Origin of the sequence: Endozoicomonas sp. ALD068, assembly GCF_049310145.1 — a bacterium.
Lineage (GTDB): Bacteria > Pseudomonadota > Gammaproteobacteria > Pseudomonadales > Endozoicomonadaceae > Endozoicomonas_A.
The window spans coordinates 6,854,126-6,877,789 of the sequence record NZ_JBLYNU010000004.1 but is presented as its reverse complement, the minus strand read 5'-3'; the positions used below and the strand labels follow the sequence as shown (position 1 = coordinate 6,877,789).

The following is a 23,664-nucleotide window of genomic DNA, read 5'->3' as shown; positions in this document are numbered from 1 at the left end:
ATTTTCATACTCTTGTTCTGAATGTTGCATGGCTGACTTGATGAATCACTTTCCCGAAGCTTCAGATGTGATTATAATCCCAGTGACATGGAGAGTAGCCCAATCAAAATAATGAGCAGACACTGAGATATAACTGTCAGGCGCTGATGGCATCAAATCTGGCACCCTCAGTGCAGACACCGAAGTAAAGGTATACAGTTGCCTATGAAGCCATCCTTACAGCTAAAAATGGGCCAGCAGCTGACCATGACACCTCAGCTGCAGCAGGCCATAAGGCTTCTGCAACTTTCCACTCTGGACCTTCAGCAGGAAATCCAGGAAGTTCTTGAATCCAATCCGATGCTGGAGTCTGAAGAGTCCGTTGAAGAACCACCTGCATCTGGTGATGAAGGGGAACAGCCTGTTGACTTCAATGAAAAAGCAGAACAGCCCCCGGAACCAGAAGAGCCCCAGTGGGCTGACAGCATACCCAATGACCTGCCCGTTGACTCCGGATGGGATGATGTCTATTCCAGCCTGCCCGCTGCAACCGATGAAGAACATGATCCTTTTGCCCGCTCCCGGGCCAATGAGTCCCTCCAGGACTATCTGGAATGGCAGTTAAACCTGACTCCCATGACTGACAGAGACAGGCTGATGGGCCTGGCTGTGATCGAAGCCATCAATAATGACGGGTACCTCACTCACTCCCTGGAAGAAATTTATCTCTCGCTACAGGAACAGGTAGAGGAACTGGCGTTTGAAGAACTTCAGGTCATGCAACGACGGATTCTTCACTTTGATCCGGTGGGTTGTGCCAGCGCCAACCTGAAAGAATGTCTCGAAGTTCAACTCAATCAACTGCCACAAGAAACCCACTTCCTGAAAGAAGCACGTCTGCTGATCCAGAATCATCTACAGGCTCTGGGTAGTCGTGACTATGCCCAAATCATGCGGCGTACCCGTCTCAAAGAACATCAACTGAGGGAAGCCCTTAGCCTTGTTCAAAGCCTCAACCCGAGGCCCGGATCAGAAATCGGCCAGGCGGACACGGAATACGTCACCCCCGATATTTCGGTCACCAAAGTCAGGGACCGCTGGGCGGTTGAACTGAACTCAGAATCCCTGCCCAGACTTCGCATCAACAACAATTACGCCTCAATGGTGCAACGTGCCAACAACAGTCGTGACAATGTCTTTATGAAGAACCAGCTGCAGGAAGCCCGCTGGTTTCTGAAAAACCTGCAAAGTCGTAACGAAACCTTACTGAAAGTAGCGGGCAAGATTGTTGAATTTCAGAAAGATTTTCTGGAGCAGGGTGAGCAGGCCATGAAGCCCCTGGTGTTGGCAGACATTGCTCAGGCGGTGGATATGCACGAGTCCACTATTTCCAGGGTCACTACACAGAAATACATGCACACTCCAAGAGGCGTGTTTGAGCTGAAATACTTTTTCTCCAGCCATGTCAGCACAGCCACTGGTGGAGAGTGCTCATCAACAGCCATCAGAGCCTTGATTAAAAAACTGGTATCCGATGAAAACCCTAAAAAACCACTGAGTGATAACAAAATCGCCGGCTTGCTGGGGGACCAGGGGATCAAAGTGGCCAGGAGAACCATCGCCAAATATCGTGAATCAATGAATATACCGCCATCGAATGAACGCAAGCAGCTTATCTGAGCCTTCAGCGATTGAGGTAACAAGCCCTTATACCACAAATCGCCCCATAGATTTTTTGTCTCAGAACAGCGCTAACTGTCATTGACAGTGATAGACTTTCAATCAGGGTTGCCCGTACAATCCCGGGGGCAGTCCAATGTCGAGAATCGGGATCAGCAGGAGAGCGTTACATGCAAGTCAACATCAGTGGACATCATGTAGAGGTGACTGAGGCTCTGAAAGATTATGTCACCAAGAAACTCGACCGCCTTGCCGCCCACTTTGATCAGATTACAAACGTTCAGGTCACTCTGAGTGTTGAGAAACTGAAGCACAAAGTGGAAGCGACTCTACATGTTCGTAGGGCGGATATTAATGCAACCGCTGAGGCTGAAGATATGTACGCTGCCATTGATGACATGTCGGACAAACTGGATCGACAACTGGTAAAACACAAAGAGAAAACGCTTGACCGGCTACAGGGTGCCAACGGCCGCCTGTAAGCATCGATCGTTGTATGATTATTGAAAACATTCTAACCCCCGGGCGCACCCTCTGCGATGTGCAGGGGGCCAGCAAAAAGAAAATCCTGGAAATTGTTGCGGAAATCATCAATGAGCATGTTCCCGCTATCAAAACCAAGGATCTGTTTAACAAGCTGATTAACAGAGAGCGACTCGGTACCACCGGTTTGGGCAAAGGCATAGCCCTGCCTCACTGTCGCTCCAGTGCTTGTCAGCATCCTACCGGACTTCTGATCAAACTGTCTGAACCCATAGATTTTGACTCTGTGGACAAGCAGCCGGTCGATCTGGTGTTCGCACTTATTGTTCCGGAAGAAAATACTCAGGAACATCTCAATATATTGCAGGCTGTCGCTGAGCGCTTTCAATCAGAAGTATTGTTAAGTCAGATGCGAGCGGCAGAAAATTCCGAGGCACTTTACAGCATCATCTGTTCCCCCGTTTAACGACTGTAGATAAAAAATATTTTGCTTGCTGATCTGATAACAGAAGCAGGCAAAATGTTTCTTGCTCAGAAATCCTTTCTTCTTCACTTTTGTCACTACAAAGCCTATTTATCCTTCAAAACTGCATGGAATAGAAATATCCGGACTATGCTAGAAATAAAAGAAAGCGACTGGTTCTAATCTCATTAGGTTTTGATAGACTTGCCTCACTCGGAACCAGGTGAGAGACCTGTTTACACAGTCAAACAATCGGGAAGGACACACCATGAAGCTGGTCATCATCAGTGGACGTTCAGGCTCCGGCAAAAGCTCCGCCCTTCACGCCCTTGAAGATGAGGGTTTTTACTGTGTAGACAACCTTCCTGCCAGCATGCTGAATGATCTGCCAACCAATCTTAAAAGCAACCTGGTCGAACCGCACCGTATGGCTGTCAGCCTCGATGTTCGTAATGTGCCCGGCTCTCTGGAACGCTTCCCGACATTGTTGGAAAAGTTGAAAAAACAGGGGGTTGAGTGTCAAGTAATCTTTCTCGACGCAGACAGCAACACCCTGATGAAGCGCTATAGTTCGACACGCCGTCGCCATCCTCTGAGCAATGACAAGGTTTCCCTGACAGAAGCCATTAATCTGGAAAAGAAACTGCTGGCCCCACTGGCTGAAGAAGCTGATATTAGGCTGGACACTTCGCCACTGTCTGTCCATGAAATCAGAGAACAGATAAGACAACGACTCTGCGGCTCCACCAGCAAAAGTATGACCCTGATGATTCAGTCCTTTGGCTTCAAGCACGGTATGCCAGTTGATGCCGACTACGTCTTTGATGTTCGCTGTCTGCCTAATCCTTTCTGGGTTGAAGCCTTAAGATCCTTCACTGGTCAGGATCAGCCAGTTAAAGATTTTCTGGCATCAGAACCCATGGTGAATGAGATGTTTGAAGATCTCAGCACATTCGTGGAAAAATGGTTACCAAGGTTCGAATCCGGACAGCGCAGTTATATGACGATTGCGATCGGATGTACCGGGGGGCAGCACCGTTCCGTATTTATTAGTGAAAAACTGGGCGAGTGGCTCAAAGAACGTTTTGACTGTGTTCAGGTCAGACATCGGGAGCTTTCCAAATAATGATCCAGAAGCAGATCACCATTATTAATAAACTTGGTTTACATGCTCGGGCAGCATCCAAATTTGTTTCTACAACGACGGCTTTTGCCAGCCAGGTGAAGGTGAGCTTTAACGGCCGTGAAGTGGATGGGAAAAGTATCATGGCCGTCATGATGCTGGCTGCTGGAAAAGGCTCTGTCCTTGATTTGACATTTGAAGGCCATGATGAAGAAGAGGCCTGTTCGGCTCTGTGCAATCTGATCAATGATTTTTTTGAAGAGGGTGAGTAGTCACCCTTTTCATCATTAAATCCCTGTTTATACTGGTCTCTCGAAAAGCTTTGCCAGAGATTGAAAGCCCGGCAAAGCTAACAAAGAATGACATGTGAAATGACTGAGTCTGACTATCAGACTTGATGGTTAAAAGAACAGAAGTTCGATACTCAGACACTTCTACCAAAAAAACCGGATACGCATCTATGGTTCAACAGCTACAACTGAGTATCGGAGACAAGGCATTTCAGGAGCTCAACGAAGCCCTTGAGCACGGTGTTTCTCCTGAACTCAGGCGTATGCTGAATGGTCTTCCGGCTCCGGATGCGGCACACCTGCTTGAATCTTCCCCTCCCAAACTTCGCAGCCTTCTCTGGCGCCTGATCGATCGAGAGATGGAAGGCGACGTATTGCAGGAGCTGAGCGACGAAGTCCGGCAGTTTTTCCTGGACAGGATGAATGTGGCAGAACTCAAAGTCATTACCGAAGGTCAGGACGTTGATGACATAGCTGACTTGCTACAGCAGCTACCCGACGCCATCACCCGAAAAGTGCTGGATTCTATGGACAGCCAGGACCGGCAACGGGTAGAAGCCGTTCTCTCTTATCCGGAAGACACAGCCGGTGGACTGATGAATACTGATGTCATCACCATCCGACCCAGCAGTACGCTTGATGTTGTGCTTCGTTACCTCAGGCGTCACAAGGATATTCCGGAGATGACAGACAGTCTGTTTGTCGTCAACCGCAGAGACGAATACATTGGGGCATTGCCTTTATCCGTTCTCCTGACCACATCCCCTTCAGCCACAGTTTTTGAAGTAATGCAGACCGATCTGAAACCTATCGCTGCCGATATGGAAGACAGCCAGGTTGCGCAATTGTTTGAACGGCAGGATCTGGTATCAGCACCAGTAGTTTCGGAGCATGGTCAGCTTCTAGGCCGCATTACGATTGACGACGTGGTAGATGTTATCCGGGAAGAAGCCGAACACTCCATGATGAGCATGGCAGGCCTGGATGACGATGAAGACACCTTTGCTCCCGCACTGAAGACAGCCCGTCGGCGTGCAGTCTGGCTGGGTATCAACCTGATAACAGCCTTTATTGCCGCTTCTGTCATAGGTATGTTTCAGGCTACCATAGACAAGGTCGTTGCCCTGGCTGTCCTGATGCCCATTGTTGCAGGAATGGGCGGCAATGCTGGCGGACAGGCTCTGACCCTGGTGATTCGGGGCATGGCACTGGGCCAGATCAGTCGGACCAACCTTCGATGGCTGCTCAGTCGTGAATTAATGGCAGGGTTTCTCAATGGCATACTCTGGGCTGCTCTGGTTTCCCTGATTGCCTACTTATGGTTTCATGACCCGGTCATTTCTCTGGTGATCGCCTGTGCTATGATCATCAATCTCAGCACTGCCGTTATTGTCGGTGCCAGCCTGCCCGTTGTTCTCAAATCCATGAACATAGATCCCGCATTAGCTGGCACCATAATACTAACGACAGTGTCCGATGTTGTTGGATTCCTATCCTTTCTGGGACTGGCGGCCTTGTTTTATGGCTGACACTGCAGTCTGTCTGCTAACTCTTTATCATTGAAACAGCTTTAACTGATCCTCAGTAGCGACATACAGCGGTGTCATCCCCAAAACCCTGGCTGCTGGACATTTGCAGGTCGGTTTTTTGGCAGTATCACTTGACTCACTATCAAACCCGCTTCCAGTGCTTTATTTTCAGCTTTGCTGACTGTTCGGATCTGGCTACCCTCTCTGCCGGGCTCCAAAATGATCACACTATTTGGATCAATACCCTCATTATTCAGTATTGCTTCACTGTGGGTACTTATGATGATTTGCCTTCTCCTTGTTTTTGTCTTTCTTTGAATTCGATCAATCATCAGGGGAGTTTGCTGCACTATGGAGTGATAATTCTGGCTCTTCCAATAGCAGAACCCCCATACCTTCCATCAAACTCCAAAGAATACCCAACAATCTCAACGTTCCATCAGAAAAGTGCTCTTCTGATTGCCACCCTGCATTTGGACGATAATGTTCATATTGTGCTTCCAGATGAGGTTGACCTCTTTCGTTCCGGATATATCTCAAACCTTTAAAAATGTGATTATCATTCATTTAACCTGCTTTTATACTCAGCCAAATAGATAACAGGCTGAACCCTTATCACTCACCCGCCAGAGTCATCTCACTGATCAGAATCGAACCGGTCTGAATACTCCCTCTGCGATCATAATCACTCCCTGCAGCCACCATATTCATAAACATATCTTTCAGGTTTCCAGCGATAGTCACTTCAGAGACAGGATGCTGTATTTCGCCATTTTCAACCCAATAGCCACCCGCACCTCTTGAGTAATCACCTGTGACAATATTCACACCCTGCCCCATCAACTCGGTCACCAGCAAGCCCGTTCCCATCTGTTTCAATAACTCTTCCCTGCCGCCTGCATTGCAGTCAAGGAACAGGTTATTGACACCCCCGGCATTAGCCGTACTCTTCATGCCCAGCTTACGGGCAGAATAAGTACTCAGGAGATAGCTGGCCAGAACGCCATCAGAGATAAAATCCTTGGCCCGGGTAGCCAAACCGTCATTATCAAAACTGGCCGAACCCAGTGCTTTTTTCAGGTATGGCTGCTCATGGATGCGCACCCAGTCAGGAAATATCTGCTTACCCAGATGATCCAGCAGAAATGAAGCCCGACGATAAAGGCTGCCACCACTGATACTCTCCAACAAGTGTGACACAAGGCCTGAAGCCACTTCTGCTGCAAACAGCACGGGCACCTGACCCGTAGGGACTTTACTGGCACCCAGCCGGGCCACCGTTCTTTCCGCTGCCTTGCGACCGACATCCGCAGCAGACTCAAGATCATTACCATCACGGGCGACGGTGTACCAATAATCTCTCTGCATTTCACCGGCTTTTTCACCAATCAATATACAACTCAGACTATGACGACTGGAAATATAGCTGCCTACAAAGCCGTGACTGTTCCCATATACACGACAGCCTTGATGAGTACCGACATTGGCACCGTCAGAATTCTTGATTTTACTACTAAACGATCTGCCAGCTTCCTCACACTTCAAAGCCAGCTCTATAGCCTCTTCTGCACCAACACCCCAAGGGTGATAAAGGTCCAGCTCTGGCAGTTCAGTCGCCATTAACTCTGCATCGGCAAGACCGGCACAGGGATCTTCCGAAGCATATCCAGCAATATCACAAGCTGCCTTCACCGTCTCCCTGATGGCTTCAGGTGTACTGTCTGAAGTACTGGCTGATCCTTTTTTCTTCCCCTGATAAACGGTGATACCGAAACCCTGATCACGGTTAAACTCCACTGTTTCAACATCACCCATTCTGACGCCCACCGAAAGACCTGCATCGAGACTGACACCGACTTCACAGGCATCTGTGCCCTGACGTCGGGCTTCAGCCAGAATATCCCTGACCAGGGTCTTCAGGCGATCCTCTTCAGAGCGGGGATCCAGTACAGCGTTGGTTTTATCACCCATGAAATTCCTGCCTTTCAGAATTATACGTGTAAGTCCTATTGTGCCGTGCCCAGCCACAAATGCCCATAGCGAAAGAAAAACAAACCATTCACCATAAGCACTATCACCATTGGCCCAAAACAAGTCTGGCAGCCTTCCTTCTACACTCATAGCTGAATATCCGTAACTGGAGTAAAATGCCTGCATCTCTCTAAGTAGACCTGAACCATGTCAGATCAAGACCTCTCCCCATTTGAAGACGACGCTGAAGAAATCATTTACGTCAGCAAATCCGAGCTCAAACGCGATATGGACGAGCTCAAGGCCATGGGTGCCCGCCTGATGGATATGAAGCCAGCCATGTTGGACAAGCTGCCCCTGAATGAACGCCTCAGGGAAGCGCTGGATGAGAGCAAGCGAATTAAAAGCAATAATGCCCGCAAACGGCACTTGGGCTTCATAGGCAAATTAATGCGAGACCAGGAGCTGGAACCCATCCAGAAATATCTCGACAGCCTGGATTCCACCAGTGAGGAATACAGCCGTCGCTTTCATCAATTGGAGCGCTGGCGTGACCGGTTGATAAACGAGGGGCATGAGGTGCTCACCGAATACCTCGACAAATACCCTGAAGCCGATCATCAACACATACGACAACTGGTACGTAACGCTCAAAAGGAAGCTTTACAGGACAAACCTCCCGCAGCTTTCAGAAAACTATTCAAATACTTGAGAGAAGTAGACGAAGAGCACTAATCTTCATTCGCAACCGAGTGCCTGCCCGGCACTCTGTCAAGCGATTAAAGCAGGATTATCCGAAAAGACGCCATCAACACCCCAGGCTCTTAGTCGATCAGCCATATCCTTGTCGTTAACGGTATAGCAATACAGCTCATAACCTGCCGCTTTGATGTCATGCGCGTTTTTCTCTTTGAGTTTTTTGCCATTCAGATGAATCGTTCTGGCACCAACCTGTCTGGCTTTGTATTTCCAGTTTCGAGGCAGCGACTCGAAAAGACAACCAATCCTGCTGCCAGCTTTTGCCCGATACAGAACCAGCAGTTTATGATTAAAGCTCGATACCAACAGTTGATCCTCGGGGAAATCAGCTGCTTCTATGGCTGCAACCACCTCCTCAACCAAAAGCTTTAAATCGCAGCGATTGGGCTTCAACTCAAGATTCAGGCTCAGCTTCAGTTTCTTGATCAAAGCCAGTGTTTCAAGAAGTGTTGGCACCTTTTCACCGGCGAACGCCTCCGAGAACCAGCGTCCGGCATCCAGAGTAGCGACCTGAGCCAGATTCTTTCCCCTCAAATGCCCATTTCCTGAAGAAGTCCTGCTCATTGTTGGGTCATGAAACATCACTGCTGAGCCATCTCCCAGCAGTGTCACATCGAGCTCTATCCATTTCAGCCTCAAATCGGCCGCCTTCCGAATACCAGCCAGAGTATTCTCCGGAGCCAGAGCAGCTGCACCTCGATGCCCGATCACTGAGTCCATAATCATCTGCTTATCTCTTCAAAGCCCGCTGAATTACTCGTCTACTATTATGCTTGTTTTTGCGGCAAAAAAACCCCAGACACTAAAGCTCTGGCAGACTTCTGACACAATAATGCAGCCCTCTGATGACATCTTATGCCTTCAGCCCTTGAAGGCTTTTAACACAACGTTGTTGTTCGATCAGTGTCGGGAGCATTGATTGACCACCTGCCAAGCAGTCATCTTTCCTATGCTGAAGGCTTGAATGAAGCGAAAAGAAACGCTATCTCCTGACACATCGCTTGCAGAAGACTATGACAGAAAATACAGGATTTATCTTGAGCTGAGTGAAGATCAGCAGAAGTATTAGAAAATAATGAGTGCTAAGTTCAAAAAAAAGGCCTGACTTGATAGTCAGGCCTTTTTTAAAAGTGGGGTGGACGATGGGGTTCGAACCCACGACCACCGGAATCACAATCCGGGGCTCTACCAACTGAGCTACGCCCACCACTTCGTTGCTTCGAGGAAGAAATGCCATCCCTGAAGACGCGGCTGATTATAAGGAAAGCCGAGTTCCTTGCAAGCAAAAAATAGCACTTCTGGTAAAAACCGAAATCTTTTTGTTCTGTCGGCTTGAAATATTCCGGATACATGTTGCCCTTGTAAGCACCGCTACGAGAGACCTTTCATTCAGGCGCTTTTTTCTACCGTCATAATCAAACCCCAGTTAAAAGCAAAACATTAACCGGAGTTTTTGACGATGTCGATTAGGGGGATTTAGCGCTTATTTATCGCCGATGCCAGTGCGACTTTTCTCTGTGATGGGTATAAGGTCGCAAATCACTGAATAAAAAAAGCCCAACGAATTCGATCTTGGGCCTTTTTTTATTCAATGCCTGACAGTGACTTACTCTCACATGAGGAAGCCCCACACTACCATCGGTGGGGCCGCCGAGGTGGGGCCGCCCAGGCATGTGTCGTTTCACTTCTGTTCTGCCACATTCCTTTGCCCACAAAACAAAAACCCCGGTCAATCTCTCAACCGGGGTTTTGCTTTATTCAATGCCTGGCGATGACCTACTCTCACATGGGGAAGCCCCACACTACCATCGGCGATGTGTCGTTTCACTTCCGAGTTCGGGATGGGATCGGGTGGTTCCAACACTCTATGGTCACCAGGCAAAACTGGTCGAGCCGTTGGCTCTCGAGCTGGAAGCTTTAAGCTGGAGGCTTGAAGCTGTTTCTCGAAAACTAAGGCTCTGGAATCCAAATCTCTTTTAAGCTGTGTCGTCTATTCTTGCTCAACACTCTCGTTCACTGTGTACGGCTTCAAGCTTCCAGCTTCCAGCTTCCAGCTTCCAGCTTCCAGCTTCCAGCTTTTGCTGGCAGCTTCGCTGCGCAAATCGCTTTGGCGTTATATGGTCAAGCCTCTCGAGTCATTAGTACGGGTTAGCTCAACGCCTCACAACGCTTACACACCCCGCCTATCAACGTCATAGTCTTTAACGTCTCTTATGGGCCTTGCGGCCAGGGAAGTCTCATCTTGAAGGGGGCTTCCCGCTTAGATGCTTTCAGCGGTTATCCCGTCCGAACTTAGCTACCGGGCAATGCGTCTGGCGACACAACCCGAACACCAGTGGTTCGTCCACTCCGGTCCTCTCGTACTAGGAGCAGCTCTCCTCAAACTTCCAACGTCCACGGCAGATAGGGACCGAACTGTCTCACGACGTTCTAAACCCAGCTCGCGTACCACTTTAAATGGCGAACAGCCATACCCTTGGGACCGGCTTCAGCCCCAGGATGTGATGAGCCGACATCGAGGTGCCAAACACCGCCGTCGATGTGAACTCTTGGGCGGTATCAGCCTGTTATCCCCGGAGTACCTTTTATCCGTTGAGCGATGGCCCTTCCATTCAGAACCACCGGATCACTATGACCTACTTTCGTACCTGCTCGAGATGTACCTCTCGCAGTCAAGCTGGCTTGTACCATTACACTAACCGCACGATGTCCGACCGTGCTTAGCCAACCTTCGTGCTCCTCCGTTACTCTTTGGGAGGAGACCGCCCCAGTCAAACTACCCACCACACAATGTCCCCGATCCTGCTAAAGGACCTGGGTTAGAACCTCAATATTGCCAGGGTGGTATTTCAAGGTTGGCTCCATGCAGACTGGCGTCCACACTTCAAAGCCTCCCACCTATCCTACACAAGCAACATCAAGATCCACTGTGAAGCTGTAGTAAAGGTTCACGGGGTCTTTCCGTCTAGCCGCGGATACACTGCATCTTAACAGCGATTTCAATTTCACTGAGTCCTGGGTGGAGACAGCGTGGCCATCGTTACGCCATTCGTGCAGGTCGGAACTTACCCGACAAGGAATTTCGCTACCTTAGGACCGTTATAGTTACGGCCGCCGTTTACTCGGGCTTCGATCAAGAGCTTCTCCGAAGATAACCCCATCAATTAACCTTCGAGCACCGGGCAGGCGTCACACCGTATACGTCCACTTACGTGTTAGCACAGTGCTGTGTTTTTAATAAACAGTCGCAGCCACCTGGTATCTTCGACCAGCCTCAGCTTACGGGGCAAGCCCGATCACCAAAGCCGGCGCACCTTCTCCCGAAGTTACGGTGCCATTTTGCCTAGTTCCTTCACCCAGGTTCTCTCAAGCGCCTTGGTATTCTCTACCTGACCACCTGTGTCGGTTTCGGGTACGGTCCCTCTTGACCTGAAGCTTAGAAGTTTTTCCTGGAAGCCTGGCATCAACCACTTCCCCACCTTGGTGGGTTCGTCATCAGTTCTCGGCTTTGTGAACCCGGATTTGCCTGAGTCCACAGCCTACGACCTTAAACAGGGACAACCATCGCCCTGCTGGCCTAGCCTTCTCCGTCACTCCATCGCAGTCAAAAGGGGTACAGGAATATTAACCTGTTTCCCATCGATTACGTCTTTCGACCTCACCTTAGGGGCCGACTCACCCTGCGCCGATTAGCGTTGCGCAGGAACCCTTGGTCTTCCGGCGAGGGAGCCTCTCACTCCCTTTATCGTTACTCATGTCAGCATTCGCACTTCTGATACGTCCAGCCCACCTCCCGGTGAACCTTCAACCGCTTACAGAACGCTCCTCTACCGGTTCAGTTGTCAGTTTGCAGTTGTCGGTTGTCAGTTTGAACTGAGTTATTTAAAACTCTTGTGCAAACTAACCAACATCTTACTGACTTGGTTGTATTCGGTTTTGAGGTCTTGCCATTGCTGATCGTCAATGTAATTGAGATCAAGGCAGTACCTTAACCAAACTCTCATTTCGTCAGATGATCCGATAGCCATCAATATGAACCTTCGAAACTCTGCTTTTGAGATGATCAGTTTCCCATGTCCTTCAGCAATATTTGCACAGATTCCTTTACTGGCTCTGCGCATCTGATCAGCAAGTCCATGCATTTGTTCAATTCTCGGAAATTCCAGCGAGAGCTTGTGAACTTTCAAAGAAAGCTTATAGGCCCGTTGAAATACTTCTAAATCTTCAAATCGCTGCATACTTACTTCTCATACTGCCAACTGACAACTGTAAACTGACAACTGAACCCCGTAGCTTCGGTGAATAGTTTGAGCCCCGTTACATCTTCCGCGCGAGCCGACTCGACCAGTGAGCTATTACGCTTTCTTTAAAGGGTGGCTGCTTCTAAGCCAACCTCCTGGCTGTCTGGGCCTTCTCACATCGTTTCCCACTTAACTATTACTTTGGGACCTTAGCTGACGGTCTGGGTTGTTTCCCTTTCCACGACGGACGTTAGCACCCGCCGTGTGTCTCCCGTGATTGCACTCATCGGTATTCGGAGTTTGCATGGGGTTGGTAAGCCGGGATGGCCCCCTAGCCCAAACAGTGCTCTACCCCCGATGGTGAGACACGAGGCGCTACCTAAATAGCTTTCGAGGAGAACCAGCTATCTCCGGGCTTGATTAGCCTTTCACTCCTATCCACAAGTCATCCCCTGGCTTTTCAACGACAGTGGGTTCGGTCCTCCAATCAGTGTTACCTGATCTTCAACCTGCTCATGGATAGATCGCCCGGTTTCGGGTCTATTCACTGCGACTGGACGCCCTGTTAAGACTCGCTTTCGCTACGGCTTCCCTATACGGTTAACCTTGCCACAGAAAATAAGTCGCTGACCCATTATACAAAAGGTACGCAGTCATCAGTGGCCAGTTGTCAGTTGTCGGTGGTCAGTTTTGTTCAGCGTCAATTTCAACACCTCTGCAAATCTGCCCGTATTTTCCAACTTGACGACCTGGTAATCAGTCATCTGCTGTCGCTTGCCTACTGGCAACTGACAACTGACAACTGACCACTGACTCCCACTGCTTGTACGTACACGGTTTCAGGTTCTATTTCACTCCCCTCAACGGGGTTCTTTTCGCCTTTCCCTCACGGTACTGGTTCACTATCGGTCAGTCAGGAGTATTTAGCCTTGGAGGATGGTCCCCCCTTGTCTCCGAAAAGACGGTTCAGACAACATTTCACGTGTGCCGTCCTACTCGATTTCACAATCAATGGCTTTTCGCGTACGGGGCTATCACCCACTATGGCCACACTTTCCAGAGTGTTCCGCTAAACCAAAAATTGCTTAAGGGCTACTCCCCGTTCGCTCGCCGCTACTGGGGGAATCTCGGTTGATTTCTTTTCCTCCGGGTACTTAGATGTTTCAGTTCCCCGGGTTCGCCTCCTAAACCCTATGTATTCAGGTTAAGGATACTCACTTGTGTGAGTGGGTTTCCCCATTCGGACATTCCTGGATCAACGCCTGTTTATCGGCTCCCCAAGACTTTTCGCAGATTACCACGTCCTTCATCGCCTCTGACTGCCAAGGCATCCACCGTGTACGCTTAGTCACTTGACCATATAACCCAAAACGATCTCTTCGAGATCTCAGTTGTCAGTTGTCGGTGACCAGTGGTCAGTCGATTCGTGGCAACTGATGGTTATAGGCAATAACTACCTTTAACGATCTTCAGTAACCGGCAACTGTCAACTGACAACCGGCCACTGATACGCCCTACACTTGAGAGTGTCTCAGCAAGAATTTCATTAAAAGACCAAAGTCTTTTAAATCAACTCAGCTTATTTAAGTTTGGATTCCACATTGTTAAAGAACAAAACTAACAACTGCCAACTGACCACCGTCAACTGACAACTGATAATCAAACAATTCGTGTGAACGCTTATGGAAGGTCGATCTTCGTTTAAGGAGGTGATCCAGCCCCAGGTTCCCCTAGGGCTACCTTGTTACGACTTCACCCCAGTCATGAATCACTCCGTGGTAACCGCTCTCCCGAAGGTTAAGCTAGCTACTTCTGGAGCAACCCACTCCCATGGTGTGACGGGCGGTGTGTACAAGGCCCGGGAACGTATTCACCGTGACATTCTGATTCACGATTACTAGCGATTCCGACTTCATGGAGTCGAGTTGCAGACTCCAATCCGGACTACGATGCACTTTCTCAGATTAGCTCCACCTCGCGGCTTGGCAACCGTCTGTATGCACCATTGTAGCACGTGTGTAGCCCTGGCCGTAAGGGCCATGATGACTTGACGTCGTCCCCACCTTCCTCCGGTTTGTCACCGGCAGTCTCCCCAGAGTGCCCACCCGAAGTGCTGGTAACTGAGGATAAGGGTTGCGCTCGTTGCGGGACTTAACCCAACATCTCACGACACGAGCTGACGACAGCCATGCAGCACCTGTCACTGCGTTCCCGAAGGCACTCCTCTATCTCTAAAGGATTCGCAGGATGTCAAGGCCAGGTAAGGTTCTTCGCGTTGCTTCGAATTAAACCACATGCTCCACCGCTTGTGCGGGCCCCCGTCAATTCATTTGAGTTTTAACCTTGCGGCCGTACTCCCCAGGCGGTCTACTTATCGCGTTAGCTGCGTCACCAGAAATGCAAGATCCCCGACGACTAGTAGACATCGTTTACGGCGTGGACTACCAGGGTATCTAATCCTGTTTGCTCCCCACGCTTTCGTACCTCAGCGTCAGTGTCAGACCAGAGTGTCGCCTTCGCCACTGGTGTTCCTTCCTATATCTACGCATTTCACCGCTACACAGGAAATTCCACACTCCTCTTCCGCACTCTAGCTTGCCAGTTTTGGGTGCAGTTCCCAGGTTAAGCCCGGGGCTTTCACATCCAACTTAACAAGCCGCCTACGCACGCTTTACGCCCAGTAATTCCGATTAACGCTCGCACCCTCCGTATTACCGCGGCTGCTGGCACGGAGTTAGCCGGTGCTTCTTCTGCGAGTAACGTCACAGCTCAAGGGTATTAACCTTGAACCTTTCCTCCTCGCTGAAAGTGCTTTACAACCCTAGGGCCTTCTTCACACACGCGGCATGGCTGCATCAGGCTTGCGCCCATTGTGCAATATTCCCCACTGCTGCCTCCCGTAGGAGTCTGGGCCGTGTCTCAGTCCCAGTGTGGCTGATCATCCTCTCAGACCAGCTACGGATCGTCGCCTTGGTAGGCCTTTACCCCACCAACCAGCTAATCCGACGCAGGCTCATCCGATAGCGCAAGGTTCCGAAGAGTCCCCTGCTTTCCCCCCTCTTCCGAAAAAGAGTAGGACGTATGCGGTATTAATCCGGATTTCTCCGGGCTATCCCCCACTACCGGGCAGATTCCTACGTGTTACGCACCCGTCCGCCGCTCGTCAGCAACTAGCAAGCTAGTTCTGTTACCGCTCGACTTGCATGTGTTAGGCCTGCCGCCAGCGTTCAATCTGAGCCATGATCAAACTCTTCAGTTTAAATCGTTTTGCTTCCTGTCCGAAAACAGTCCGCTGCTCAATCATTTGCAATTAAACGTACATGAAACTCTTTATGAGAAGATAAATTCTCATAGAATTTAAGGGTATGTTCGCTTGCTTGATCAGCATTTAAATCATTTCAGAGCAAAGCTCTGTTGACCGATGCTATTCACACAAGCGCCCACACGAATTGTCTGATAATTTGTTAAAGAACTGGATTAAAACAAGAAGGTTTTAACCGGCTGAACCAGCGGTCAGCGCTGTTCAGCGAGGCGCTCATCTTACCTTGGCGCTGGTTGTTGTCAAGCACCTGTTTTTCAAGCCACTTTTCAACTTGCCGGGACCGCATTCGTTCACTCAGTGAGCGTTGCGTTTCTGTCTCAGCGGCGGTGCATTCTACGCTGTTCGATCCGATTGTCAATCACCGTTTTAAACGTTGTTGCAATGGATCGTTGCGTGCCCGTTAAGAGCCATGCACCATTCAGTGGAGGCGCATTATAATTGCGGGATCAAAGATAGCAACAACGGCAAACACCTACCGCAGACAACAATGACTCACTCATGGATAATGGAAGCCACTTCGAAAGGGGGGGGGAAAGCATGATTCAGACCTTTCCTTCCTTGGACAAAGCTTTTAGAAATGAACGACGGAAAACTCTGATGTCTTTGCGAAAAGCTTTCATTTGTTCACGACTGGCTGGTAGAGGAGGCATCAGACCATTAAGGATCACAGCAAACACCAAGGGCTTTCCATCAGGCTGGAATACATAACCAGCCACACTGCTGACGCCACTCATATAACCGGTTTTGAACCACATTTCCTTACGATCACGAGCGCTCAGCCAAGGACTTTTTTCCCCCCATCGTGACCAACCAAACATCAGCACATCAACCAGGGTCGACGCACTGATAAAGTTGTATCGGGAAAGCCCGGAACCGTCTACCAACCTGCTGGTTCGAAAACCAACACCTTTGCCTCCCAGAACTTCCCGCGCTGTTTCAATACCTGAGGCATAAGATCCCGGCTTGCCAGAGGTTTCGTAACCTACTGTTTTCAGAATGCTGTCAGAGTACAGGTTGTCAGAATTCTTTAACACCGGTTTGAGTAGCTGCGGTAAAAACTCGGATCTATGTTCTGCCAGAACAAAAGGCAAATCCATCCCGGGACGACCCACAATGACTCTGCCTTTTAATTCGACACCCTTTTTTTGCAGCCGATCTTTCACATACCGCTTAACCGTTCTCTCTACATTGTTCACAGAAAAAGCGAGGCGAACAGGCGATGATTTGGGGCTGATACAGCCCTGTAGACGGTACTCCTTATCCCTTGAGGGGCGAACTTCAAGACGGCAATTTTCTTCAGAATGGGTGCGTACCTGATTATCAATGGCCAGAAACCAGTCTGGCTGATCGTATTGGATGGACGTTCTGGAACCTTCTTTTTTGCCTGGTTTCAGCCAGCCGTAGAAACAGTTCCGGTCCAGAATCATGGCGGCTGCCGGTGCTGCAAAACAGATGTTCAGATCATCCCAGCTGACGCCACCAGCGCGGTCATAGCCTGTAAAGACAGCTCCATCCAGCCAGAGGTCTCCATGAATAGATTTGACCCCCCGCTTTTTCAGCTGGCCAACAAGCTCATCCAGATGTTTCCGTCTCAAAGAGGGATCACCACTGAACACAAGAGCTACGGGCCCATTAACAATACCTTTTCGGATAGGTCGGTCGCGGGTTACGAGCTGGGTAGTGTATTGAAATTTATCGCCCAGAACCTCATAAGCCAGTGTGGCCGTCACTACTTTCAGAACGCTGGCAGGCACCAGATTGTGATGAGCCCCCTGTTCAAAAACAACCCGGCCACTGGCAGGGTCTTTGACCTGAATGGAGTGAACACTACCCGGTGGTAACCCCCCTACCAGTTTCTGCAACTCTTTAACCAGCTGCGGTGAAGCCTGAGCACTGTGAAATGAAAAAATAAAAAAAACTGTTAGCAGGCATGACAGAAATCTCAACATGATGACCTCAATTTCCTGGCAACCTCAGAGGACCTTCGCAAAGATGCATACACAAACGATATAAAACTTACGTACTACATTTTGTTCTGAAGCAATCCCACACTTTTACTCAATGTCACTTCAACGATCGACACTGAACATCTCATCATTTAAGTTAACGCTATTACTCAGAAAATTAGAAGCAAGTTCTTGTAACAAATAACCGCTAAAAAAGCCGCTTTTATCCTCCAACCTCAATTGGCAACAGAATTCATGACAGTTAGATAAAAAAAGCATTATGCTATCCGTACGGGTTATCCAAAGAGACTGATGACCTGGCAGCCTACCGGCTAATGGTTTTTCCGGCAGGTTAAGAATCCATCAAAGCAGAGCGGCTTATGATTGATCCTATGGTGCTCTGCGACGTAGAAATGACCCAGAGAACTCATTAGTTAACGGCAGGCCTTAGTGAAAAAGCTTAAACTTTCAACCAGTCAACTCATTGCGAAACAGCCGGTCAAAGAACTTGGGTTCAAGTCCACCGACGATCTTGAGAAATATGCGGGTATCCTCGGCCAGGAAAGAGCAACCAGTGCCATTCAATTCGGCGTAGCAATGCACCGAACGGGCTACAACATCTATGTGATGGGGGAGTCCGGTACAGGCAGGATGTCCTACCTGAGAAAATATCTGGAATCTGAAGCCAAGCTCCAGACGCCACCTGACGACTGGATTTATATCAATAACTTCGACACTCCTCGTGAACCAAAGATTTTGACGCTTCCCGCAGGAGCGGGCGAGCCTTTGCAGAAAGATTTTGATCAGTTTGTTGACAGTCTCATGCTGACCTTTCCGGCAGCGTTTGAAAACCCGACCTATCAGCAAAAGAAAAGCGTTATTGAGCGTGATTTCAACCGAAGCTATGACCACGCCATTGATCAGATTGAACAGGAAGCCCTGAAACGGAACATTGCCTTGTTTCGCGAAGCGGGTTCCCTCAGCTTTACCCCTATGCATGAGGGTAAGGCGATGGACGAAACCGAATTTGCCCAGCTCCCGGATAAAAAACGGTCCAAATTCAATAAAGACATCAGTGAACTGGAATCAATACTGAACGACTCACTGGTTGAACTTCCGCAATGGAAAAGGGAATCCAACGAGAAACTACAAAAGCTCAATCAGGAAACCATTGACCAGGCCCTGGAACCTCTGCTCAAACCCCTGAATAAAAAGTACAACAATCAGAAGTCGGTGCTGGGGTATCTTGAGGCCGTTAAAAATCACCTGCACCGCACCGTTATTGATATTCTTGCTGATGACCGCAACATGGAGTCCAAGGATGACTCAAGCAAACGACAGTCACTGGTTGAACTCTATGCACCCAACCTGCTGATTGGCCATTCTGCCAGCGGTGCTGCACCCGTCGTGTATGAGTCTCACCCTAACTACAAGAACCTGTTTGGTCGTATTGAATACGCCAGCGAGATGGGTGCCCTGGTGACCAATTACCGACAGATTTGCCCTGGTTCTCTGCATAAAGCCAATGGTGGCTACTTGTTGCTGGACGCTAACAAGTTGCTGGAAGAACCTTTTGTCTGGGAAGCACTAAAAAGAGCCCTGAAACAGAAAGAGCTGACTATTGAATCTCCGTACTCAGAGATGGGGCTGCTCAACACCATTACCCTGAACCCGGAGTCCATCCCTCTCAACATCAAGATCATCCTTGTCGGTTCCAGAGATATTTATTACCTCTTGCAACAGCTTGATCCGGATTTCCACGAAATATTCAGAGTTCTGGTCGATTTTGATGACCGGATTACACGAGACAGGGAATCGGTACATGCTTTTGCCCAACTGTTAAAAAACCGTGCAGATGATGAAAACTACCCGGCCCTGACGGCTGCGGCCGTTGCCCGCCTCGTCGAACACAGTTCGAGAATGGCTGAACACCAGGGTGAGATGTCTGCCAGGATAGGCGATCTGTTCGACCTGCTGGCAGAAGCAGACTTCATTCGTCGTATGAGCCGTGGCCGTAAGATCAACAACGAACATATTGACCGGGCCCTGGCCGCCAAATCTGAGCGCACCGGACGTGTCAGCCAGCAGATTCTCGACGAGATGATTGAAGGCAGCATCCTGATCGATACCGAAGGAGAAAAGATCGGCAAGATCAACGGGCTCACTGTCATGTCTATCGGGGATACCAGCTTTGGTTCTGCAGCCAGAATTACTGCAGCCGTCTACCCGGGATCCCAGGGGATTGTCGATATTGAACGGGAAGTCTCTCTGGGTCAGGCCATTCATTCAAAGGGGGTTATGATCCTGACTGGCTATCTGGGCAGCAAATACGCCCAGAAATTCCCTCTGGCTATCTCGGCCAGCCTGACCATGGAGCAATCCTACGGTTATATTGATGGTGACAGCGCCACTCTGGCTGAACTTTGCTGCCTGGTGTCCGCTCTGACCAATACGCCTATCAAACAGGGTTTTGCCGTCACCGGCTCCATGAACCAGCATGGGGAAGTTCAGGCAATTGGCGGTGTTAATGAAAAGATTGAGGGCTTCTTTGATCTTTGTAACGCCCGTGGCCTGACAGGTGAGCAGGGCGTCATTATCCCTGCCACCAACCTCCGAAACCTGATGCTCCACCAGAAAGTGGTCGATGCTGTAAAAGCAGGCAATTTCAGTGTTTATGCAGTCAACCATGCTGACGAAGCCATGGAGCTTCTGACCGGTTGCAAGCCTGGCACACTGAACAGTCGTGGTCAGTACACAAAAGACTCCATCAATTACAAAGTTCTGGAGCGCCTGAAAGAAATTTCTGAACTCTCCAAGGAAGGCAGCTGACACCAATCGCGCTTGACCGACTTTAGCTGGTCAAGCGCGAGAATCATCGTGCCTTATCCTCGAAAACTTGCGCATAATTTGGATGGATAGATATAGCTACGGCGTCTAGGCTTCCCTTCTAAATTTCTTTGGAAGTTCAGAACATGATTAATCAGCAGTGTTTGTTGACCCGATTCATCGCCCCAGTATTCCTGTTACAAACTCTGATTCAACAGCTCGAAGCGTCGACTCAATCTCCAACGGTCTCCTCTTCTACACCCCTTACGATAGTCGACTGCGACTCTCTGCTTGACCCCAAGCCCCTCCTCTCAGAGCATTCGACGGTGCTTCAGCAACGGCTAAAAATGGATTCAGCACTTGTTAACAAACGACAGTGTACTATTCTCAGTGCCAAACCGACCGAGAATTTAAATGAGTTGATAGAACGGATACCTGAGAACACTGTTATACTGCTCTCCTCTGAAATGGTCATGCCAATGACACCCTCTCCATCGGATAGCTCTTTACATACGACAGCACCTGTTGTAACTCCGGTTGAATACTTTATTAGCAGTGCAATACGTTTGAAAAACGGTCAGGACATTATTGGAGCAGCCGAAAATGGTTTTGATATCATCATCAGGGATCGACCGGGATATAAAGACAAATATATGGTCAGGATCGGAACCACTGACAATTTCCAGCCTGGTGAAACAAAAAACAGCAATATAAAACACGTTAATTTTCAGCCAGACCGAGAGAATAACCACCCCTCAATTGACTCCATTGTTTTTGCAGAGTGCTACAACCGGAAACTGATTTTAGAAGGGAACATTTTTCATCTTCCCATCCGTGCCGCAGTTGTCCTTGACTGCAGAAAATCTCTGGATGCGTCTGCCAATGGTGAGATCCGGGGTCCGGGCTTGCAGTTCTCTGTCAACCTGATCACAGGTGAAAAATACAGCACGATTAACAACCACTATTTCCCACATTTAATTCCGGATCATGGGATATTTATTAATCTTCCCGAGATCAGCAACCAGTCAGAGCCATTAGTTGTCAAGTCGAACAGTTTCATCGGCAATATGGCAGAAGCGGGTGAGTTTAGAATAGCATCTGGAAGCAGCATGGATATTATCAGCAACGAAGTCGACATTTCCAATGTCGGCTTCAGTCGTCACGACCCTGCTCGCAAAGGTGGTTTTGTTCTTACCGGAGATATCGAAGGTTCCGAAATAATCAAAGCAGGACTTCCACGTTTTTACATGATTGCAAATCATATCGGTGTAACATGGACAGCTATAACCATTTGGGGAGGGCTTGAACTGAACCTGGTTTGTAACCATCTGCAAGCAGTCAATCCATGGTGGCAACCCCTGAAACCATTCAGCCTGAAAGCAGTTCACAAATCACTGGAAGATCTTGGCGAACAAAAACTGTCAGAACATAAAGTACGAGAACTGTGCGAAAGACCTGTGAGTTCCAGCATTGTCATGTCAACCCCCACACGCAACCCGATGGTGAATACATGGTCTGCTATCAACGGTTCCACTCTTTCTGCCTGCAGAGGACTGTTCAACCTTGAAGGCAAGCTATTCTTTGACACAGAAATCTGCCAGCCAGTCGCCCCACCCTATGATTCCGGAGCAAGCTCAAACCCCGGTACAAAAATAGCCCAGGATAAAAGCGCACTCAATAGTTCATCTGCGAGAGCCACTGCTGTTATCTTTGCTTTGAATGCTACTGCTACCTTTGTTTTGAATGCTGTTATTATCGTTACTTTGGATTTCGCGGTCTGTCTGACCGCAATCTTGGCTCTGTAACCTGAATTCAATCGTCTCTGCGATTTCAGAGCAGGGGCGATGGAGTCTGAACTGCGTCAGTATAGAAAACAGCAAGCTACTTATACCTATTCTTTAGTGCACCACGCCCAAACCCTACAAGTGGCATTTCTCTATCCATGTGCGCTTCCGTCATAAAACCGTAATATATGTGGCTTACTCTGCGTTGATTAACACTGTTTTGGAGAGGCGGTGATTCGATACATTACCTCTCTCAAAGAATTGTCGCACAACACCTTATATGCTTAAAAAGACATTGATTGCCCTGGCTGGTCTGACCGTTTCAGCGTCAGCAGCCTGGTCCTTTCTGCAGCCTGAGCCCACTGTGAGCCTGGCTGAAAATGATAAAAGACTGTTTGATCTAAAGGCTCACTGGGATCAAGGTAATGTCGTAGCAATGGTCAGACACGCTGAACGCTGTGATCGCTCCGACAACCTGTGTCTTGATGGGGAAACCGGTATCACCGTTCCCGGCAAGGCAGAGGCTATTGCCGTCGGCCAGAAATTTAATCACTTACCCGAGCAAACAACCATCGTCTACAACAGCCCTGTCAAACGAACCCACCAGACTGCTGACCTGATGTTTGGTGAGGAAGCAACCATCACTCAAAACTGGCTTCGTGAAGGCTGTAAAGAGAACCTTTATAGCGATATTTTCAAATACAAGGAAGAAGGCAAAAACCTGATTCTGGTGACCCATAGCACCTGTATCGACAAGTTAGGTGAAGCCCAGAACGATGATCTCGTGGTCATGGACATACACGACAAGTCTACATACAACGCAACCATCTTCCTTGCGGTCAATAAAGAAGAAAAAAATGCCCACACCCTGGGTTATCTTTTTGCCGATGAATGGGACGAGGCGTTTAACGAGAGTTAAGCCATGAATTTTGCCGGACTTCAACAAGTCCGGCTACATTCTATCGATACCTGGCCGCAGTGATAAACTCGCCAAAGGTCTCACACCAAACGACAACAGTATTGTATGAATTGATATTGATATTCGAGGGGACAGTTACATTGACATCCTCCCCGCCGTGAAGAGGGTGTCGCAAAAGGGTATGGTCAGCAGGATATATCAAGATCGTCGTTCCCGCGCAGGCGGGAACCCACCACGAACAGTGGATCTCCGCCTTCGCGGAGATGACGGTTTGAAGCTTGAAGCGTTTTAATTGACCTTTTGCGACACCCTCTCAAAGTACGGGGTTTTACGCTCATTCGATAAATTT

Annotated in this window: 16 protein-coding genes, 1 tRNA gene and 3 rRNA genes; 10 read left to right on the top strand and 10 right to left on the bottom strand. The window is 49.0% G+C overall.

Annotated features, from left to right (window positions below):
- Positions 1-204 precede the first annotated feature (204 nt).
- The 6 genes from ACO6V5_RS24830 (at position 205) to mgtE (ending at position 5,547) form a co-directional block, all read left to right on the top strand.
- Positions 205-1,659 (top strand): RNA polymerase factor sigma-54, encoded by a 1,455-nt coding sequence (locus ACO6V5_RS24830; RefSeq protein WP_422135069.1) that lies wholly within the window; start codon positions 205-207, stop codon positions 1,657-1,659.
- Between the two features lie 170 nt (positions 1,660-1,829).
- On the top strand, positions 1,830-2,141 hold the full coding sequence (gene hpf / locus ACO6V5_RS24825; RefSeq protein WP_422135070.1) for a ribosome hibernation-promoting factor, HPF/YfiA family: 312 nt from the start codon (positions 1,830-1,832) through the stop codon (positions 2,139-2,141).
- A 14-nt stretch (positions 2,142-2,155) separates the two neighbouring features.
- Positions 2,156-2,608 (top strand): PTS sugar transporter subunit IIA, encoded by a 453-nt coding sequence (locus ACO6V5_RS24820; RefSeq protein WP_422412987.1) that lies wholly within the window; start codon positions 2,156-2,158, stop codon positions 2,606-2,608.
- A 265-nt stretch (positions 2,609-2,873) separates the two neighbouring features.
- Complete coding sequence (gene rapZ / locus ACO6V5_RS24815; protein WP_422135072.1) at positions 2,874-3,731, top strand: RNase adapter RapZ; 858 nt, start codon at positions 2,874-2,876, stop codon at positions 3,729-3,731.
- The gene (locus ACO6V5_RS24810; RefSeq protein WP_422135073.1) at positions 3,731-4,000 is read left to right on the top strand and encodes an HPr family phosphocarrier protein; all 270 of its coding nucleotides are present in this window, start codon (positions 3,731-3,733) and stop codon (positions 3,998-4,000) included. The genes rapZ and ACO6V5_RS24810 overlap by 1 nt, the downstream gene beginning before the upstream one ends.
- Positions 4,001-4,188: 188 nt before the next feature.
- A complete protein-coding gene (gene mgtE / locus ACO6V5_RS24805) occupies positions 4,189-5,547 on the top strand; it encodes a magnesium transporter (RefSeq protein ID WP_422137141.1) in 1,359 nt (452 codons plus the stop codon).
- A gap of 74 nt (positions 5,548-5,621) precedes the next feature.
- Here mgtE and ACO6V5_RS24800 read toward each other — a convergent pair whose 3' ends face one another.
- Genes ACO6V5_RS24800 through pmbA form a run of 3 tightly spaced genes read right to left on the bottom strand, consistent with a single transcriptional unit; the run spans position 5,622 to position 7,518 of the window.
- Positions 5,622-5,879 carry a hypothetical protein gene (locus ACO6V5_RS24800; RefSeq protein WP_422138760.1) on the bottom strand — a complete coding sequence of 86 codons (258 nt, stop codon included), beginning with the start codon at positions 5,877-5,879 and terminating at the stop codon, positions 5,622-5,624.
- Positions 5,872-6,114 (bottom strand): AAA family ATPase, encoded by a 243-nt coding sequence (locus ACO6V5_RS24795; protein ID WP_422412990.1) that lies wholly within the window; start codon positions 6,112-6,114, stop codon positions 5,872-5,874. Before ACO6V5_RS24795 ends, ACO6V5_RS24800 begins: the two co-directional genes overlap by 8 nt.
- A 48-nt stretch (positions 6,115-6,162) precedes the next feature.
- Positions 6,163-7,518, bottom strand: coding sequence for a metalloprotease PmbA (pmbA, locus tag ACO6V5_RS24790; protein ID WP_422137142.1), 1,356 nt, complete (start codon positions 7,516-7,518; stop codon positions 6,163-6,165).
- Between the two features lie 207 nt (positions 7,519-7,725).
- Between pmbA and yjgA the strand changes: the two genes are divergently transcribed.
- Complete coding sequence (gene yjgA / locus ACO6V5_RS24785; RefSeq protein WP_422412992.1) at positions 7,726-8,253, top strand: ribosome biogenesis factor YjgA; 528 nt, start codon at positions 7,726-7,728, stop codon at positions 8,251-8,253.
- A gap of 36 nt (positions 8,254-8,289) precedes the next feature.
- Here the strand turns inward: yjgA and ACO6V5_RS24780 are convergent, their stop codons facing one another.
- The 6 genes from ACO6V5_RS24780 to dacB all read right to left on the bottom strand — a co-directional run bounded on the left by ACO6V5_RS24780 (position 8,290) and on the right by dacB (position 17,789).
- The gene (locus ACO6V5_RS24780; protein ID WP_422412994.1) at positions 8,290-9,003 is read right to left on the bottom strand and encodes a glycerophosphoryl diester phosphodiesterase; all 714 of its coding nucleotides are present in this window, start codon (positions 9,001-9,003) and stop codon (positions 8,290-8,292) included.
- A 405-nt stretch (positions 9,004-9,408) separates the two neighbouring features.
- Positions 9,409-9,484 (bottom strand) — tRNA-His (locus tag ACO6V5_RS24775).
- Positions 9,485-10,040: 556 nt separating this feature from the next.
- Positions 10,041-10,156 (bottom strand): 5S ribosomal RNA (rrf, locus tag ACO6V5_RS24770).
- A gap of 238 nt (positions 10,157-10,394) precedes the next feature.
- Positions 10,395-13,876: ribosomal RNA gene (locus ACO6V5_RS24765) — 23S ribosomal RNA — on the bottom strand.
- A gap of 344 nt (positions 13,877-14,220) precedes the next feature.
- Positions 14,221-15,777 (bottom strand): 16S ribosomal RNA (locus ACO6V5_RS24760).
- Together the 16S, 23S and 5S rRNA genes form the textbook arrangement of a ribosomal RNA operon.
- A gap of 605 nt (positions 15,778-16,382) precedes the next feature.
- Positions 16,383-17,789 carry a D-alanyl-D-alanine carboxypeptidase/D-alanyl-D-alanine endopeptidase gene (dacB, locus tag ACO6V5_RS24755; protein WP_422135078.1) on the bottom strand — a complete coding sequence of 469 codons (1,407 nt, stop codon included), beginning with the start codon at positions 17,787-17,789 and terminating at the stop codon, positions 16,383-16,385.
- A 447-nt stretch (positions 17,790-18,236) separates the two neighbouring features.
- Between dacB and ACO6V5_RS24750 the strand changes: the two genes are divergently transcribed.
- The 3 genes from ACO6V5_RS24750 to ACO6V5_RS24740 all read left to right on the top strand — a co-directional run bounded on the left by ACO6V5_RS24750 (position 18,237) and on the right by ACO6V5_RS24740 (position 23,315).
- Positions 18,237-20,615, top strand: a complete 2,379-nt coding sequence (locus ACO6V5_RS24750; RefSeq protein ID WP_422413692.1) for a Lon protease family protein — start codon at positions 18,237-18,239, stop codon at positions 20,613-20,615.
- Between the two features lie 143 nt (positions 20,616-20,758).
- A complete protein-coding gene (locus tag ACO6V5_RS24745) occupies positions 20,759-22,417 on the top strand; it encodes a hypothetical protein (RefSeq protein ID WP_422135080.1) in 1,659 nt (552 codons plus the stop codon).
- 259 nt (positions 22,418-22,676) lie between these two features.
- Entirely contained in the window at positions 22,677-23,315 is a 639-nt protein-coding gene (locus ACO6V5_RS24740; protein WP_422413690.1) for a histidine phosphatase family protein, read from the top strand.
- A gap of 40 nt (positions 23,316-23,355) precedes the next feature.
- Here the strand turns inward: ACO6V5_RS24740 and ACO6V5_RS24735 are convergent, their stop codons facing one another.
- The gene (locus tag ACO6V5_RS24735) at positions 23,356-23,490 is read right to left on the bottom strand and encodes a DM13 domain-containing protein (protein ID WP_422413694.1); all 135 of its coding nucleotides are present in this window, start codon (positions 23,488-23,490) and stop codon (positions 23,356-23,358) included.
- Positions 23,491-23,664 lie beyond the last annotated feature (174 nt).

Coding starts and splice junctions, on each gene's coding strand:
- ACO6V5_RS24820 (WP_422412987.1), top strand. CDS start 2,156: ATGATTATTGAAAACATTCTAACCCCCGGGCGCACCCTCTGCGATGTG.
- rapZ (WP_422135072.1), top strand. CDS start 2,874: ATGAAGCTGGTCATCATCAGTGGACGTTCAGGCTCCGGCAAAAGCTCC.
- yjgA (WP_422412992.1), top strand. CDS start 7,726: ATGTCAGATCAAGACCTCTCCCCATTTGAAGACGACGCTGAAGAAATC.
- ACO6V5_RS24800 (WP_422138760.1), bottom strand. CDS start 5,879: ATGATTGATCGAATTCAAAGAAAGACAAAAACAAGGAGAAGGCAAATC.
- ACO6V5_RS24780 (WP_422412994.1), bottom strand. CDS start 9,003: ATGATTATGGACTCAGTGATCGGGCATCGAGGTGCAGCTGCTCTGGCT.
- ACO6V5_RS24745 (WP_422135080.1), top strand. CDS start 20,759: ATGATTAATCAGCAGTGTTTGTTGACCCGATTCATCGCCCCAGTATTC.
- mgtE (WP_422137141.1), top strand. CDS start 4,189: ATGGTTCAACAGCTACAACTGAGTATCGGAGACAAGGCATTTCAGGAG.
- pmbA (WP_422137142.1), bottom strand. CDS start 7,518: ATGGGTGATAAAACCAACGCTGTACTGGATCCCCGCTCTGAAGAGGAT.
- ACO6V5_RS24795 (WP_422412990.1), bottom strand. CDS start 6,114: ATGAATGATAATCACATTTTTAAAGGTTTGAGATATATCCGGAACGAA.
- ACO6V5_RS24830 (WP_422135069.1), top strand. CDS start 205: ATGAAGCCATCCTTACAGCTAAAAATGGGCCAGCAGCTGACCATGACA.
- dacB (WP_422135078.1), bottom strand. CDS start 17,789: ATGTTGAGATTTCTGTCATGCCTGCTAACAGTTTTTTTTATTTTTTCA.
- hpf (WP_422135070.1), top strand. CDS start 1,830: ATGCAAGTCAACATCAGTGGACATCATGTAGAGGTGACTGAGGCTCTG.
- ACO6V5_RS24740 (WP_422413690.1), top strand. CDS start 22,677: ATGCTTAAAAAGACATTGATTGCCCTGGCTGGTCTGACCGTTTCAGCG.
- ACO6V5_RS24810 (WP_422135073.1), top strand. CDS start 3,731: ATGATCCAGAAGCAGATCACCATTATTAATAAACTTGGTTTACATGCT.